The following is a 14,141-nucleotide window of genomic DNA, read 5'->3' on the forward strand; positions in this document are numbered from 1 at the left end:
CAGCTTGTTCGCCGCGGCGAGTTGGTGCGAAGCTGCGGCGAACCAATCCGGCTGAATGTTCAGGCTTATGCCGTGGGCTTCTTATAAGCCACGCAGTCCACTTCGACGCGGCAATCGATCACCATCGAAGAAACCACGCAGGCGCGCGCCGGCGGGTTCTCGCCGAAATACTCGCGGAACACCTTGTTGAACGACGCGAAGTCGCGCGGATCATCCAGCCACACGCCGCAGCGGACCACATGCTCCGCGCCATAGCCGGCTTCCTTCAGAATCGCGAACACGTTCTGGATCGCTTTATGCGATTGTTCGACGATGCCGCCGTTGATCACTTCGCCGTTTTCCATCGGCGTCTGGCCGGACACGAACAGCCAGCCGTCGGCTTCGACCGCGCGTGCAAACGGCATATGCTGACCGCCCGTTCCCTTCCCGCCTTCAACACCATAACGCTTCATCATCACACTCCTTAAAAGTCCGGCACGCGCTCGACGCAAATCGCCGCGCGCACCGCAATCAATCACTCAATCGAGCAAAAATTCAGAACGCGCCGTGCGCGTCACCCTTCGACGCCGCGCCGCGCGCCACGAAGTGACCGGCGCGCTCGCCCGTTACTTGGCCATCGCGATACGACAGCACGCCGTTCACCCACACCGCGTCGATGCCGTCGGCGGCCTGTTGCGGTTTTTCGAACGTCGCCGCGTCGCGCACCTTGGCCGGGTCGAATAGCACCAGATCGGCGTGATAGCCGATATGCACCTCGCCGCGCTGCGCCAGACCAAAGCGCCGCGCCGACAAGCTGGTCATCTTGCGCACCGCCTCTTCGAGCGGCAGCAAACCCGCGTCGCGCGCATAGTGGCCGAGCACACGCGGAAACGCGCCCCACAAGCGCGGATGCGGCAGCGGATCGTTCGGCAGGCCGTCCGAGCCAACCATGGTCGCGGGATGCGAAAGGATGCGCCGCACGTCGTCTTCGGACATGTTGTGGTACACCGCGCCCGCCGGTTGCAGGCGCTTGCCCGCTTCCTGCTGCGTAACGCCCCACTCCGCCGCAACCTCCTTGATCAGCTTGCCCGCCATCTCCGGATGCGGCTCCGACCACGTAATCGTGATGTCGATGTCGCCCGTCACCTGCTTCAGATCGAGCGTCGACGAACTGCGGTTGTACGGATAGCAATCGCAACCGATCGGCTGCAACCGGCTCGCGCTTTCCAGCGATTTCAGCACTTCGACGCTGCGCCCCCAGTTCGACGGACCCGCGCACTTCAAATGCGAGATCACCACCGGAACATGCGCGTGACGGCCCACGCGATACGCTTCGTCCATCGCATCGAGAATCGCGTCGAACTCGGTGCGCATGTGCGTGGTGTACAGCGCGCCGGCCGCGGCGAGCGGCTCGGCCAACGCCATCACTTCTTCGGTCGGCGCGGCGAACGCCGAACCGTAGGCGAGACCTGAACTCAAACCGAGCGCGCCATTCGCCAGTGCTTCCTCGAGTTGCGCGCGCATACCCTCGATTTCCTGCTCGGTCGCCGCGCGATCGAGCCGGTCCATCTGGTTGCTGCGCAACGCCGTATGTCCGATCAGCGCGCCGACGTTCACCGCCGGCCGCGCCGCATTCACTGCTGCGACATACGCGGCGAAGGTCGGATACTGGAACGCGTCGCGCTCGCCAAGCAGGTTCATCGGATCGGGCGGATCGCCCTTCAGCGCGACCGGCGACGCGCTGATACCGCAATTGCCGACGATCACCGTCGTCACGCCTTGCGTGATCTTCGGCAGCATTTGCGGCGAGCGGATCACATGCGTGTCGTCGTGCGTGTGAACGTCGATGAAACCCGGCGCCAGCGCGCGGCCTTCGGCCTCGATCACTTCTTCGGCGAGCCAGTTCGACAGATTGCCGATCGCGACGATGCGGCCGTCGCGAACCGCGACATCGCGCTCGACTGGCGGCGCGCCCGTGCCGTCGTACAGTTGCGCGCCGACGATCAGCGTATCGGCGGCTTCGGGATGCGAATGCATGGATCAGTCTCCTAACGGTTGTCGATCGCCGCCGCCGCGGTGCGTGTCGAGTGCGTGCTTCATGCGGCGCAGCAATTCGCGGCTCTCGTCGCCCTGACTGACGGCGAGTTCGGTGACGAGCACATCGAGCGCCATCATCATTGCGTAGCGCGACGACGACGGCTTGTAAATGAAGTCGGTTTCAAAGGCGACGATCGGGATGACCCAATCGGCCAGCCGCGCAAGCGGCGAAGCCGGCGCGGTCAACGCGATCACGGTCGCCCCGTAGCTGCGCGCGATCTTGCAGTTCTCGACCATCTCGGGCACGCGCCCGGTGGTGGAAAGCGCGATCACCACGCATTCTCGCGACACGGTGCTCGCTACCATGCGTTGCAGCAAGCCGTCCTGATAAGTCGCGACGGGCCGGCCGAGGCGCACGAGCCGAAAGCGCATTTCGTCGGCGAGCGCGGTGGAACCGCCGCCCATCCCGAACACATAGATCATGCGCGCTGCGCGCAACGCGGCTGCGGCTTCGCCGAGCGGCGCCTGACGCAGCAATTGATGGTTGTGCGCCAGCGCGGTTTGCAATTCGTCGAACACACGGGTCGCGATCGGCTCGGGGGCGTCGCCCGCGCTGCCCGGCTGCAGGAAGCGCTGACCGACCGCAGCAGCCTGAGCGAGCCGCAGTTTGAGTTCGCGCACGTCACGGCAGCCTACCGCCTTGGCAAAGCGCGTCACGGTCGCCACGCTCACCTCGGCCTGCTGCGCGAGCGCGCCGATGCTGGCGCGCGAAGCGCCCGTGAGATCGTCGAGAATCAGCGCGGCAACCTTGCGCTCAGCCGAGCGCAGTTCCGGCGCGCATTCGGCGATGCGCGCAACGATGTCGAAAGCCAGCGGTTCGGCGGTTGAGTTCATTGCAGACTGTGGGATACGGCGCGAAGGCGGAGCAAAAGCCAGGCAAAGGCTGACAACGCGCCTTCAAGATCCATGGTACTAAATAACATTTCTTCATCCATCGTACTTTCGGTAACATGCTAAAGTCAACTTTGATTCAATTTAACTGGACGATGGAGCAAGGAGACATGAAAGTTACAAACTATCAGGGCGCGACGATTGATCCTTATAGCAAGGGCTTGGGCATGGTTCCGGGCACCAGCATCCAACTCACGGATGCCGCGCGCCTGGAGTGGAACCTGCTGAACGAAGACGTGAGCCTGCCGGCCGCCGTGCTGTACGCGGACCGGGTGGAACACAACCTGAAATGGATGCAGGCATTCGTCGCGGAATACGGCGTCAAACTCGCGCCGCACGGCAAAACCACCATGGCGCCGCAGCTGTTTCGCCGTCAGCTCGAAACCGGCGCATGGGGCATTACGCTCGCCACCGCGCACCAGGTGCGCGCGGCTTATCACGGCGGCGTTTCGCGCGTGCTGATGGCCAATCAGCTGGTAGGCCGCCGCAACATGATGATGGTCGCCGAGTTGTTGAGCGATCCGGATTTCGAATTCTTCTGCCTCGTCGATTCGGTCGAAGGCGTCGAGCAGTTGGGCGAGTTTTTCAAGTCGGTGAACAAGCAGTTGCAGGTGCTGCTCGAACTCGGCGTGCAGGGCGGCCGCACGGGCGTGCGCGACGCGGGGCAGCGCAACGCGGTGCTCGACGCAATTGCACGCTATCCGGACACGCTGAAGCTCGCCGGCGTCGAGTTGTACGAAGGTGTGCTGAAGGAAGAGCCCGAAGTTCGCGAGTTCCTGCAGAGCGCGGTCGCGCTCACGCGCGAGCTCGTCGAGCAAGGGCGTTTTGCGCGTACGCCGGCCGTGCTGTCAGGCGCGGGATCGGCCTGGTACGACGTGGTCGCGGAAGAATTCGTGAAGGCGTCGGAGACCGGCAAGGTCGAGGTCGTGCTGCGTCCAGGCTGCTATCTGACGCACGACGTCGGCATCTATCGCAAGGCGCAGACGGACATCTTCGCCCGTAATCCGGTCGCGAAGAAAATGGGCGAGGGGCTGCTTCCGGCGCTGCAATTGTGGGCGTATGTGCAGTCCATTCCCGAGCCGGATCGCGCGATCATTGGTCTTGGCAAACGCGATTCCGCGTTCGATGCGGGCATGCCGGAACCGGCGCGCCACTATCGTCCGGGTAACGAAGCGCCGCGCGATATCGCGGCAAGCGAAGGCTGGGAGATTTTCGGCCTGATGGATCAGCATGCGTATCTGCGGATTCCCGCTGGCGCCGATCTGAAAGTGGGCGACATGATCGCGTTCGACATCTCGCACCCGTGTCTGACGTTCGACAAATGGCGTCAGGTGTTGGTGGTCGATCCGGCGTATCGCGTCACGGAAGTGATCGAAACGTTCTTCTGACTCTTCTTGCGAAAGGTGCGCCCTGAAACATCGGGGCGCCCCTTTCGTGTTGTTTCGGAATGCGTGGAGCAAGCGATCGCTCTGTGATCCCCGAAGCGCCGCGTGCGGCGTCGTTCAAGCCGCGCACGGCACGTTAAGGTTGACGCGGTGCTTCGCCCTCCACGACTTCGGCTGCCTGCTGCGAAACATCGCCGGCGGCGGCTCCCGCAGCGCCGGCTGTCGCCGCCACTTCTCCAATTCTCACCTCGAGCATCTTCAGTGCATTGGACAGCGCGCCCAGCGCCTCGTCCGGCAGCGCGGCCATCGTGTCGTGCAAAAACGCATTGCGACGCGGCAAGCTGGCTTCGGTCGCCGACTGCCCCGCTGCGGTCAGACGCACATTGGTCACGCGATTGTCGCGCGTGTCCATGCTGCGAGCGATCCAGCCCAAACCTTCCAGTGTCTTCAACTGCCGCGTCAGCGCGCCCGGGTCGACACGCAAGCGCTCCACCAGCCGTTTCTGCGACGACTCGCCCGCCTGCTCGTGCAGCGCGAGCAGAATGCGCCAGCGCGGCAGCGGGTGGCCGACGTGCGCCTCGAAGGCCGACATGAAGGCCCGATAAGTGCGGCCGAATTGCTGCATGACGGCGACGCGATCCTGTTCTTCCATGATCTGTCAGTAAAACGATAAGTCTAAAAAATCAGTCCGCATGAATCACGGGTTCGAGCTTGCGTTGGAGCTTGATCGGCGGCACACGGCGGCTTTGCCAGACCGACACCACGGCGATGATCGCCGCCATGGCCAGACCCAGATGAATCGCCGCCACGAGAGCTTCGCGCGCGCTCTCGAGCAACATCGCGCCGTTATGGCCCGCGTGCGTCAACTGGCCTAGCAAGGTGGTTTGCGCGTCGCGATTGATGAGAATTTGCGGGTCGCCGAGATCCGCGAACCATTGCGATGCGTGATCGTTTTCCAGCGCGCTGCGCACGCCGCTCGCGTACATGTGGCTGACCAGCGTGCCGGTCAGCGCGGTGCCGATCATGCCGCCGATCATGCGCAGTGACTGCAGCAGCGCCGTGGCAATGCCGAGGTGCTCACGGCCGGCCGTTTGCTGCGCGAAAATCGTCAGGTTCGGCATGACGAAACCGAGTCCCAGCCCGCCGACGACCATGAACGACATCAACAGCCATTGCGGCATGGCGCGCGTCGCGACGACCACGCCCAGGCACGCCAGTGCGAGCAGCGTAAAGCCCACGTAAAGCATCAGATTCGGATTGCGCACGCGCGAGACGATGCGCCCATTGGCGATGCTGCCGATCGTAATGAATACGACGAGCGGCGTGATGACGAGCCCCGCGTCTTTCGGCGACATGCCGAAGCCGCCCTGGAACAGCAGCGGCGCATAGAACAGCAGCGAGAACATCGTGAAGCCACCCAGCACGGCCAGCGTGAACAGCGCGGCGAGACTGCGATTGCGGAACATGTCGACCGGCAGGATCGCCGTCGGGCAGCGCTTTTCCCACTGCCAGAGCGCGTAAGCCGACGCGACGCTCAACGCGAGCAGCATGGCCGCACCGAAGCTCACGCCATGCTTGGGCAGCAACTCGACGAACAATTGCAGCGAGCCGAGCGCCACGGCGATCAACACGGCGCCAGGCCAGTCGAGCCGCATCTTGCCTTCGTGTTCGACATGACGCAGATGTGGCAGGAAACGCCAGACGAAAAACAGCGACAGCAGACCGACGGGCAGATTCACATAGAAAACCGAGCGCCAGCCGTAATACTGCGTGAGGAAACCGCCGAGCGACGGCCCGACCGCGTTGGCAATACCGAACGCCGAACTCATCAACACTTGCCAGCGCAGGCGCACGACCGAGTCGGGAAACAGATCGGGAATACAGGCGAACGCGGTGCCGACCAGCATGCCGCCGCCGATGCCCTGCAAACCGCGCGCGAGCACGAGGAACAGCATATTGTTGGCCGCGCCGCACAGCACCGAGGCGCCCGTGAACACGACGATCGACGCGATCACGAACGGCTTGCGCCCGTAGTAATCGCCGAGCCGGCCGAAAATCGGCACGGTAATCACCGAGGTCAGCAAATAGGACGTGGCGACCCACGCGTACAGCTCGAAACCCTTGAGTTCGGCGACGATGGTGGGCAATGCGGTGCCGACCACGGTCTGGTCGAGCGCGACCAGCATCGTGACAAAGGAGATGCCGAGCATCGCCAGTAGTGATTCGCGGAAAGGTAAAACTTGCCCACTCGAGTGGTGGGCCGCGGTATGGACAGCCATTTTTGATAGCGCAACAGTTGACTTGTCAATCGATGGGGAATCATACCACGCGGTGATGCTCTAATCCGGACACGCCGCCGCAGTGCGCCGCAGCGGCAACTGACTGAAAAAAACACATCACATGACGCCAGGGAGGCACATGGAGCCGAGTTCGCTCGCAGCACAATCGTTATCGGACGACGACCTGAAGGCGCTGCGGCGTGCGAAACATGAACTGGAAAGCCCCGCTCTGGCGATGAAACTGGCCAGCATCGTCGGCGCGCCGCTGGAGAAGCTGCTCTCGCGCATGCCGGCGTTCGCGAACGAAAAGGTCGCGGACGCGACCGAGTTGGCTTTGCGCAAGTGCCTGGCAATCGCGCTGCGCACGCTGGGGCGCAAGGACGCCGGGCTTCCGCTAGCGGCGCCCGAAAAACCGAGCAATCTGCTTCACAAGTTCGCCGTGGCGACCACCGGCGCGGCCGGCGGCGCATTCGGACTGTTTGCGCTGCCCGTCGAACTGCCGGTCACGACCACGCTGATGTTTCGCTCGATCTGCGACATCGCGCGTAGCGAGGGTGAGGATCTGTCGTCGATCGATACGCAACTGCAGTGTCTGACCGTGCTCGGCATGGGCAGCACATCGAGTGCCGACGACGACGCCGACTTCGGCTACTTCATCATGCGCGGCGCGTTGGCGCAGGCAGTGTCGAAAGCGTCGTCCGAGATCGCCACCAAAGGTTTCACCACGCATGGTTCCGCGGCCTTGCTGCGCCTCGTCAACACGATCGCCGCGCGCTTTTCGGTGCAGGTGAGCGAACAGATCGCCGCCAAGTCGATTCCGGCAATCGGCGCGGTGCTCGGCGCGATGGTCAATACGGTTTTCATCGACCACTTCCAGCAGGTCGCGCATGCGCACTTCACCGTGCGGCGGCTGGAACGGCAATACGGCCAGCAGATGGTCGAAGCCGCCTATCAGACCATCGACATCGCGCTCGACGGCTGAGACGCGCGGCTCGTCACGCGCCGCACGAAGGTGGCGGCGCGCTCGAGCGCGCGATTTCCTTCCGGGATGAACGGTGCAAAAATCGGCCAGACGTGCGGCATCTTGTTCCACACTTCGAGTTCGCAGTCGACACCTGCCGCGCGCGCGTTGTCGGCCACGCGCTGCGAGTCGTCGAGCAACACCTCGGTGCTGCCCACCATGATGAAGAGCGGGGGCAAGCCGTTCAGATCGGCATAAACGGGAGAGGCATGGGGATGCGTGGCCGGCGTGTCGCCGAGATAAACTTTTCCCGCCAGCGCGATTGCCGGGCCACTGAACATGGGGTCGAGACCGTCGTTGGTGCGGATGCTGGCGCCCGTCGCAGCCAGATCGGTCCATGGCGAGAACAGCAGGGCGCCGGCCGGCATGGGGTCGCCGGCGTCGCGCAGCGCCACCAGGGTAGCGAGCGCGAGGCCGCCGCCCGCCGAATCGCCGGCGATCACAATCGACTCGGGCGCAATGCCATTGCCGATCAACTGACGATAAGCGTCGGTTGCATCGTTCAACGCCGCCGGGAAGCGATGCTCCGGCGCGAGACGGTAGTCGAGCGAAAAAATGGCCGCGTCGGCGCGTGTCGCCAGACCGAACGCAATCGAGCGATGCGTACGCGGTGAACAGAAGTAATAGCCGCCGCCGTGGCAATACAGCACCGTTGCACCGGTCTGCGCGGCTTGCGCCCCGTCGGCGCGCTCGATCCATTCGCCGCGCAAGGGCGCATCGCCCGGGCCGTACAGTTCACGCAGACGCCAGCCGCGAGGCACGCGCGGCGACCAGGCGCGCTTGGCGGTCAACGCGCGCGCCTTCTCGACATTGATACGCGGCTTCAAGGTCTCGGGACGAAACTGCCTACGCAGATACCAGCACGCGAGTGCGCTTTGCCAGCTCATCGGGACACGCTCCTTCGATTGTGTCCCGTCATGTTACGTGCGTTCACGGCAGCGCCGGTGGGCGGCGGCTTCTAATCCCAAAAAGGTCCGCGCCGCCCGGTAAGGTTTTCCGCTCGTTAGTTAGCCGGCAAAACCTGCCCGCGAATTTCACCCATCGGGTTTTGCGCGGTATGAACGTTGAAGTACCACTGCCCCGCCATCAGATCGGTGACCTGCTGCTCGGTGAGCGCCGCCGATCCTTTGATCGGGCTGGCGAGGGCTCCCTTGTCGATCGGCACCTGAACCTTGGCGTTCTGGCCCACCGGCGCAGGCCCGTGGAAATGCGCGGCGGTTGCCGGGCCGCTCAAGCCTTCATAAGTGACCGTCCATTGCAGGGATTTGGTCGAGGTGTCGAAGGTGGCGTTCAACATGCCGTGTCCGTGGCTCACACGAGGAGGCACTTCGCTCGACGGCTCGAGATCCGCCTTCAAGGCCACCGTATCGGCGAAGGCGACGCCCGACGCCAACGCCCACAACACCATAGCGAGATTCAGTTTTCGAAGCGCAATCATGGTCTTCTCCGGACTTGATGCACCGCCGCACCGACACTTCGGCCGCGCGGAGCCACCACATACTAGTTCAAATCCGCTGAGCCTGTTTGTGCCTCGGACCGCGCATGGCCGGCGCGGGCGCCACGCGCTGTGCTGCCAGAAGCCGCTCGCGAGGCGCTGCTTTTACCTATTGAAACGCGGCGACTTCATAGTTGTCCGTAGTGATCCTGAGTCTTGCCGACGAGTTGAACCTTGGCGATATCGCGCGAGAAGTGCCGCTGTGCGCACACGCCGCCGCCGGCACCCCGCCAAGACGGGGTGATGAGACGACGCCCTGGAAGCGTTTTAAGCGAATTTCTCAAACAGTTAATTGTCGATTTTGTAGTGAATCAACCGCGTTATCCCGGTTATGCTTCCGGCTGCGAGAAGTGACTCCTTCATCGAGGGATGTCTCCAAATCTTTAACGCGGCTTCGGCCGCGTTTTTTTTCGTTCCATCGTCTCGCCTCTCATCCGCGTGGGTGCGCTCAACTACGAAGCGATCGCACCTATTTCGCATAATCCCCTCCGGCTTTTTCAACCGGCAGCCCACTATACGAGCAATGCGGCTTGCTGTTCGATGCCGTCCAGCATGGCGTTGCACTTGTTGATTAGAACCATTCCGTCATTGCGCACAAGTTCAGGCGGTTTCACATTGATTTCGCGGCGGTAATCTTCGAGCGCCATGAGTAGCGGCGGATATTGCAGGACGCTCGCCGCCCCTTCCACGCGATGAAGCCATTCGCGCACACGCTCCAGTTCAGTGCGCTCGGAGCCGACGCGCTCGAGCAATGGCGAGAGCGACTGCACGTCTTCCCGAACGGACGATACGAACGAGTCGAGCAGCGCCTTGACGGTCGATTCGCTCCCCCATAGTTGTGTCATGTGCCCCAGGTCGACCGGGACGAAGGGATCAGCGCCGCCGTGGACCTCCGGTGCAGCGACAGCCGGCGTTCTCGCGGCCTCCAAAGGCGCGGCGTGCCCCGCGCTGTCGGATCCAAACCAGCGGCTCAGATAGTCGCGCAGCGTGGCCAGCCGGGTCGGCTTCACCAGGCTGTCGTCCATGCCGGCGTCGCGACACAGGTTCAGGTCTTCGGGCGCGGTGTTCGCCGTGATACCCAGAATGGGTAGCCGATGCATGCCACCCTGCTCACGTTCACGAATGCGCCGAGTGAGTTCGTAGCCCGACACGTTCGGCATGTGGCAATCCGTGATCAGACAGCCGTAGTTCGTGCGCTCCAGCGCTGCCAGCGCTTCCGCGCCGTCGTTCGTCACGTCGCAGGCGAAACCTAGCAACGCGAGTTGGTGGCGAATCAACTCCTGGTTGACCGGATGATCTTCCGCAACGAGGATCAGCCGGCCACTGGCGATTGCCCGCTCCCGATCCGGAGGCGAAGCGCCGCCCTCCGGCGCGCGTGGCATGGCAGCCAGGCGCGGCGCCACCGACGGCAGCCCGGTCATCGCGGCGGCGCACGCGGCACCGAGGCCACGCCAGGAAATGGGATTGATGCTGACGCGCACGGTGTCGTCGAGAATGCGGTAACCCGTCGGCTTCGGCTTCTCAGTCAGACAGACGACACGCGTGCGCGCGCGAACGTCCGCGGGTAAAGTCACATCCTCGTTCACGAACAGCAAATCCAGATCTTCCAGTGCGACGCGATCGCGCAGTTCCGGCGCATCGGGCGACACGCGACGCAACGCAAGTCCGAGTGCCTCGCCGAAGTGCATCAGGGCTTGAGCAACACGAGCGTCGCCAGTTGCCACGAGCCCGCGCTTGCCGCGCAAGCCGTTGACCGAATAGCGCTGAGTCTCGACAGCCATGGTAAGCCGTACGGTGATGCGTGTGCCGCTGCCCGGATCGCTGTGCAATGCAAGCGAACCGCCCATGAGGTCGATCAGCTTGCGGCAGATCGTCAAACCGAGGCCTGTGCCGCCAAAACGGCGCGTGGTGGAAGACTCGGCCTGCACGAACGGCTCGAACAGCTTGTCCTGCACCTCCGGCGCGATGCCGATCCCGGTGTCCTCGACAGTCATGGCGAGCGTTTGAATGTCGCCGGCCTGAGCAACGACCGACACGCACACGTCGACCTCGCCTTGCGGCGTAAACTTGATGGCATTGCCAAGCAGATTGAACAGAATCTGGCGCAACCGTACGCTGTCGCCCCGCAGCGTGGCTGCGACGTCCGGCGCAATGTCCACGCGCACTTTCAGGCCCTTTTCGTGCGCCCGCCCGGCCAACAGACCGACAGCGTTGTCCACCAGTTCACGTATGTCGATAGATTCGGCCTCGATCGTCAGCCGTCCGGCTTCGATTTTCGAGAAGTCGAGCAAGTCGTCGAGGATCTGCAGCAGTGCGCCCGCCGACTCGTGGATCATGCCCAGCATTTCGCCCTGGTCCGCATTGAGCGGCGTACGCTCCAGCACTTCGACGAGACCGAGCACACCGTTCATCGGCGTGCGGATTTCGTGGCTCATCATTGCGAAGAAGTCGTCTTTGGCGCGCGAAGCCGCTTCGGCCAGGTCGCGCGCTCGCGCCAGTTCGTCGGAGCGAGCGTGCTCGACGCTGGCGTCCACCCAGTAACCGCTCCACACGACACTACCGTCCGTTTCGCGACGCGGCACCAGCTCGGCACGTGCCCACTTGATCTCCTGGTCGCCTTCGAAACGAAACTCCATGTTCACCGGCGTTTCGCTGCGAGCCGAGCGCTCCAGTTCCGCCAGCACGAACGCCCTGTCCTCCTCGCACACGCGCTGGAAATCGACGTGATCGCTGCTGCTCACCGCACTGTCTTTAGCACCCAGCAGATGCCGCGTGTCGCCGCCGATATACGGAAACGAGTACGCGCCATCCGAAGTGCGGCGCAGTTGAAACACCACCGCCGGCAAGGAGCGCGTCACGTCGAAGAGGCGCCGTTCGGTTTCGCGCGCGCGCATCTCAGCGCGCCGAATGTCCGTGATATCGACCACCGTCCCCAGCACGCAAACCGGCTCACCGTCGCTGCCACGGCAGACGCTGGCCCAGAAAAGGCCATGCCGCACATTGCCCGCGCCGCGCTCGAACTGCAACTCCAACTGCACAGTCTCGCGCCCGCTTAGCATCTCGCGAGTCATGTCGCCGAGAATCCGGCTGTTGGCCTCACCCCATGTTTGCACGTCCATGGTGTTTCGTCCGATGACCGCTTCGCGGCTCAATCCGCAGGCTTGCTCATAAGCCTCGTTGACTGCGATATAACGGCCGTCGAGGTCCATGGCGACAAGCGGATACGGCACCATCTTCATCATCGTTTCCTGGAAATTCAGTTGCAGCTCGAGCTTGAGCTCGGTTTTCTTGCGCAGCCTGACTTCCCGTTGCAGCAACAGATAGGCACGCAGCGTGATCAGCAGCGCGACGCCGATGCCGATCAGCAACGGCAGCAGGCGCACCGCGGTCACGCTCCATATGCCCGACTCCGGCGCACTGCCGGTGACCCATTTCTGCCGGATGCGCTGCTTTTCCGCAGCCGGCATGGCCAGCAATGCACGATCGATCAGTTCGGCAAGCGGACTCAGGTCCGGGCGCACAGCGAAGTCGAGCGCGTCGGTTTCGCCTACCGTGCCGAGGATTTTCAGGACACCGTCGTAACGCTGCTTGAGCAGGATGTCGATAGCGGCCACATTGCCGACCAGCACGTCCGCCTCGCCGGCCTCGACCATCCTGAGCGCGTCGTCGAGACTGGGCGCGATTGCAACGTGGTCCGCCGGAATGCGCTCGAATCCGAGCGGAATCGATCCGGCAACGTGCGACGAAACGACGATGCGCCGTGACGCGAAATCGTTCAGCGATCTGGCCGCCGGCTCGTTCTCACGCCCGACGATCACCAGTGGATAGCTTTCGTATGCAAGGGTGTGGCGCGCCCGCTTGAGTCGCGGATCATGAATCGAGGCCGTGGCGAGCATCGCCAGCTCGCCGTGCTGAAAGGCTTCGATAGCGGCGGGCCAGTCGGCCGTGCGGGCGCGGTTGATCACGACGCCGAGCGTGCGGCTCAGATACGCCAGATAGTCGGCGGCAATACCGGCCGGTTGCCCGGAACTGTCGACGTAACTGAACGGGGACCAGCCGTTATCGAAGCCAATCTGCAACGGCGGCAACGAACGAAGCCAGGCCTGCTCCTGCGGCGTCAGCACGAGACGCGGCGCAACGGGCACGGGCTTCGCGTCGAAGTTGCCGGATAGCCAGCGCACACGAATCGCCGCGTCGTCGGCCGGATTCATCGAGGCGAGCGCCTCGTCGAGCTGGTCGCGCAGCGTAGCGCGGCTCCGTGGCACCGCGAAGCGCAGATTGGCGGTCCGGCTGCTCTCCTCGAAGGCCACGTGCAAACCACGGAACTCCTCCGTAGCCAACGCATATTGCACAGCCGGCGTGAAGCCGAGATAAACGTCGGCGTCGCCCCGGACCACCGCCGAGAGTGCGGCATGCGTCGTGGCGAACACGCTGATCTGCGCATGAGGAAAGCGCTCGCGTGCCACCCGCTCGAGCGCAAAACCCTTTTCTATTGCGATACGTGCTCCGGCAATCTGAGCGGGACTCGCGTAGCTGTCACCATCACGGCGAACCACTGCCGACGACGAAGAACGGAAATACGGTGCGGTAAAACTCAGGCACCGCTCGCGTTCCGGTGTGCGGGCAACGCTCGTCAACAGGTCGACCTCTCCAGCGCAGGCCGCGGCAAGCAATTGCGGCACATCCGGAAACGCCTTGGCTTCGATAACGACATTCGGCCCGACGAGCGCGCGCAGATAGTCGACGCTCATGCCGGTGAGGCGTCCGCCTTGCAACGCGTCGAGCGGCAGCCAGCCGCCCGCGAGAACCCCGACGGTCAGTTTCGCGGGAAAAGCGGCAACGCTCTGGCTGTTCGAACGGTTGTCGAACAGTTGGGCGGCGGCTGCCGTTTGGGTGGCGACAAACAACGCCCATACGAGCAGACCAAGCCACACGCGTTCGAGCGTGCGCCTCACTGCAACGTTTGGCGGGAAATTGACGGCAGACACGATGAT

General features: G+C 63.5%; 10 protein-coding genes. 2 read left to right on the forward strand and 8 right to left on the reverse strand.

The window, feature by feature from the left end:
* Window positions 1-65: 65 nt before the first annotated feature.
* The 3 genes from AC57B1_RS01720 to AC57B1_RS01730 form a co-directional block, all read right to left on the reverse strand.
* Window positions 66-452, reverse strand: coding sequence for a RidA family protein (locus AC57B1_RS01720; RefSeq protein ID WP_007179354.1), 387 nt, complete (start codon window positions 450-452; stop codon window positions 66-68).
* 82 nt (window positions 453-534) lie between these two features.
* Window positions 535-2,016 carry an N-acyl-D-amino-acid deacylase family protein gene (locus AC57B1_RS01725; protein ID WP_496416390.1) on the reverse strand — a complete coding sequence of 494 codons (1,482 nt, stop codon included), beginning with the start codon at window positions 2,014-2,016 and terminating at the stop codon, window positions 535-537.
* Between the two features lie 3 nt (window positions 2,017-2,019).
* Window positions 2,020-2,910 (reverse strand): MurR/RpiR family transcriptional regulator, encoded by an 891-nt coding sequence (locus AC57B1_RS01730; RefSeq protein WP_091796757.1) that lies wholly within the window; start codon window positions 2,908-2,910, stop codon window positions 2,020-2,022.
* A gap of 167 nt (window positions 2,911-3,077) precedes the next feature.
* Here AC57B1_RS01730 and AC57B1_RS01735 point away from each other — a divergent pair, with 167 nt between their 5' ends.
* Window positions 3,078-4,355: an amino acid deaminase gene (locus AC57B1_RS01735; protein ID WP_496416391.1), complete on the forward strand. Its 1,278-nt coding sequence runs from the start codon at window positions 3,078-3,080 to the stop codon at window positions 4,353-4,355.
* 133 nt (window positions 4,356-4,488) lie between these two features.
* Here AC57B1_RS01735 and AC57B1_RS01740 read toward each other — a convergent pair whose 3' ends face one another.
* A complete protein-coding gene (locus tag AC57B1_RS01740; protein ID WP_496416392.1) occupies window positions 4,489-5,004 on the reverse strand; it encodes a MarR family winged helix-turn-helix transcriptional regulator in 516 nt (171 codons plus the stop codon).
* Window positions 5,005-5,035: 31 nt separating this feature from the next.
* On the reverse strand, window positions 5,036-6,631 hold the full coding sequence (locus AC57B1_RS01745) for an MDR family MFS transporter (RefSeq protein ID WP_496416393.1): 1,596 nt from the start codon (window positions 6,629-6,631) through the stop codon (window positions 5,036-5,038).
* 139 nt (window positions 6,632-6,770) lie between these two features.
* Between AC57B1_RS01745 and AC57B1_RS01750 the strand changes: the two genes are divergently transcribed.
* Window positions 6,771-7,613 carry an EcsC family protein gene (locus AC57B1_RS01750; RefSeq protein ID WP_408353412.1) on the forward strand — a complete coding sequence of 281 codons (843 nt, stop codon included), beginning with the start codon at window positions 6,771-6,773 and terminating at the stop codon, window positions 7,611-7,613.
* On the opposite strand, the gene AC57B1_RS01755 is transcribed toward AC57B1_RS01750, so the two are convergent.
* From AC57B1_RS01755 to AC57B1_RS01765, 3 genes are all read right to left on the reverse strand, one after another.
* The gene (locus AC57B1_RS01755) at window positions 7,583-8,539 is read right to left on the reverse strand and encodes an alpha/beta hydrolase (protein WP_496416394.1); all 957 of its coding nucleotides are present in this window, start codon (window positions 8,537-8,539) and stop codon (window positions 7,583-7,585) included. The two genes, AC57B1_RS01750 and AC57B1_RS01755, sit on opposite strands and share 31 nt — an antisense overlap.
* Before the next feature lie 116 nt (window positions 8,540-8,655).
* Complete coding sequence (locus AC57B1_RS01760; RefSeq protein ID WP_091796763.1) at window positions 8,656-9,090, reverse strand: CHRD domain-containing protein; 435 nt, start codon at window positions 9,088-9,090, stop codon at window positions 8,656-8,658.
* Between the two features lie 569 nt (window positions 9,091-9,659).
* Window positions 9,660-14,135 (reverse strand): ATP-binding protein, encoded by a 4,476-nt coding sequence (locus tag AC57B1_RS01765; RefSeq protein ID WP_496416395.1) that lies wholly within the window; start codon window positions 14,133-14,135, stop codon window positions 9,660-9,662.
* Window positions 14,136-14,141: the final 6 nt, after the last annotated feature.

It is taken from the genome of Paraburkholderia sp. BGA-UO-ETr-F21, from assembly GCF_059567925.1.